The following is a 2,462-nucleotide window of genomic DNA, read 5'->3' as shown; positions in this document are numbered from 1 at the left end:
TTTCTTCCAGCCTTTATATAATTTTTCTTTTATTTTCTCATCCATATTGGGGGAAAATTCTTTATCTACTTTCCATTTCTGAGCAATCTCCTCTTTGTCTTTCCAATAACCAACCGCTAAACCAGAAAGATAAGCCGCTCCTAAGGCAGTAGTCTCTATAACTTGAGGTCTCACCACCGGAACTCCTAAAATATCAGATTGGAATTGCATTAAGAAGTTGTCTCTTACTGCGCCTCCATCAACTTTTAATTTTTTCAAACCAATGCCTGAATCTTTCTGAATAATTTCCAGGACATCACGACTCTGATAGGCTATTGATTCTTCTGCTGCTCTAAGGATATGCTCCTTCTTTGCCCCTCGGGTTAACCCCACAATAGTTCCTCGAGCATACATATCCCAATAAGGAGCGCCAAGACCTACGAAAGCAGGAACTAAATAAACTCCGTTAGTATCTTTAACTTTCAAGGCATATTTTTCAATTTCTTCAGAGCTATTTATCATCCTAAGCTCGTCTCTTAACCACTGCACTACTGCACCAGCTATAAATATGCTTCCTTCTAAGGCATATTCCACCTTTCCGTTAACTCCCCAGGCAATAGTAGTCAAAAGACCATTCTTTGATGAGACGATTTTCCCTCCAGTATTCATCAATATAAAACAGCCAGTACCATAAGTATTTTTTGCCATACCTGGTTCGTAGCAGGCTTGCCCAAAAAGAGCGGCTTGCTGGTCTCCGGCATCTCCTGAAATTGGAATTTCGACTCCAAATATCTCTTTATCTGTATTTCCGTAAACATAACTCGAAGGTAAAGGTTGAGGGAGGATTGCTTTGGGGATATCCATCTCTTCTAATATCTCCTCATCCCAATCCAGCTGATGAATATTAAATATCATTGTTCGTGAAGCATTGGAATAATCTATTACATGGACTTTTCCTCCAGTTAAATTCCAAATAAGCCAGCTATCTACTGTTCCAAATAAAACTTCTCCTTTTTTAGCTCTTTCTCTTACTCCTTTTACATTATCCAAAATCCATTTAATCTTGGTACCGGAAAAATAGGCATCGACCACCAGCCCGGTCTTTTTTTGGATAATCTCTGCCAGCCCTTTCTTTTTTAGCTGGTCGCATATAGGGGCTGTCCTTCGGCATTGCCATACAATAGCGTTGTAAATCGGCTTACCGGTTTTTTTATCCCAAAGTATTGTTGTCTCTCTTTGATTAGTTATTCCAATAGAAACTATATCAACCGCAGTTAAGTTTGCTTTGCTTAAAGCATCCCTGGCAATTTCTATTTGAGAAGAGTATATCTCAGTGGGGTTATGTTCTACCCAACCAGGTTTCGGATAAATCTGTTTAAATTCTTTACTTGCCATACTTATTATTGAACCATTATGGTCGAATATGACTGCCCGAGAACTGGTAGTCCCCTGATCCAGAGCCATTATATATTTTCTCAACAATTACACCCTCATTTACTCGCTTATCATTTATTTAATATTAACATAATAGCATATTTTCAGAATAGACCATATTATACTTTAAATTGGCGAAATGGCTGGTTAATTCACCTTTTAAAATTTTAGAACTTTAGCCCCATCAGCAGGTATGGTTATATATATATCTGGGATAATTCCTGTTATTCTCTTATATTCCTTCTGAATGGTTTTTTTAAAAATATTTACCTTCTCTCTCTTTAATAGATTTACCGTGCAGCCTCCAAAACCAGCACCAGTCATCCGGGCCCCTAACACTCCTTCTTGCTTTAAAGCTAAGTCGACCAGGAGATCTAATTCCTCACAACTAACCTCATAATCCACCTTAAGACTCTGGTGTGATTCTATCATCAATTGACCAAATGTAATATAATCACCAGCTTCTATAGCTTTTTTACTAGCTTGCACCCTATCATTTTCCAAAATTACATGTCTTGCTCTTCGAGCAATAGTTTCGGGTAATTGCTCTTGATATTGCTTAAATTCCTCTATAGTAACATCTCTTAAAGCTTGAACTTTATGTCCGAACCTATGAGTAAAAAACTCAGTAGCTTTTTTACACTCTTCTCGTCTTTTATTGTACTCAGAATTAATTAAATCCCTCCGTATTTTTGAGTCACAAATTACTATCTGATAATTACTATCTCTAAAAGGGATTAGTTCATAATTATTAGTTCTGCAATCAATAAAGAGCACATTATCTTTCCGTCCCAATCGTGAGACATACTGATCCATAATTCCACAAGCTACTCCTACAAAATTATTCTCTGCTTGTTGACAGAGACGAGCCATTTTTACAGGTTCAATCTTTAATAAATTTAATTCAGCCATAGTTAAGGCAGTAACAATCTCCAGGGCAGCAGAAGAACTCAATCCTGCTTTCTGAGGAATATTACTGATAAAAATAATATTTGCTCCCTGTAAAATGTATCCGGTCTTCTGTATTTCATCAACTACACCCATCAAAT

General features: G+C 37.1%; 2 protein-coding genes. Both read right to left on the bottom strand.

All coding sequences use genetic code 11. The features are described from left to right. Positions 1 to 1,458, bottom strand: a 1,458-nt coding sequence (glpK, locus tag COZ07_RS10645; protein ID WP_406608540.1) for a glycerol kinase GlpK, incomplete at its 3' end; no start/stop codon positions are given. Between the two features lie 114 nt (positions 1,459 to 1,572). Further along, on the bottom strand, positions 1,573 to 2,462 hold an 890-nt coding region (gene galK / locus COZ07_RS10640; RefSeq protein WP_406608539.1), incomplete at its 5' end, for a galactokinase.

Origin of the sequence: Candidatus Infernicultor aquiphilus, assembly GCF_002784285.1 — a bacterium.
Lineage (GTDB): Bacteria > Atribacterota > Phoenicimicrobiia > Phoenicimicrobiales > Phoenicimicrobiaceae > Infernicultor > Infernicultor aquiphilus.
The sequence above is the reverse complement of the archived record's forward strand: the minus strand, read 5'-3'. Positions and strand labels throughout refer to the sequence as shown.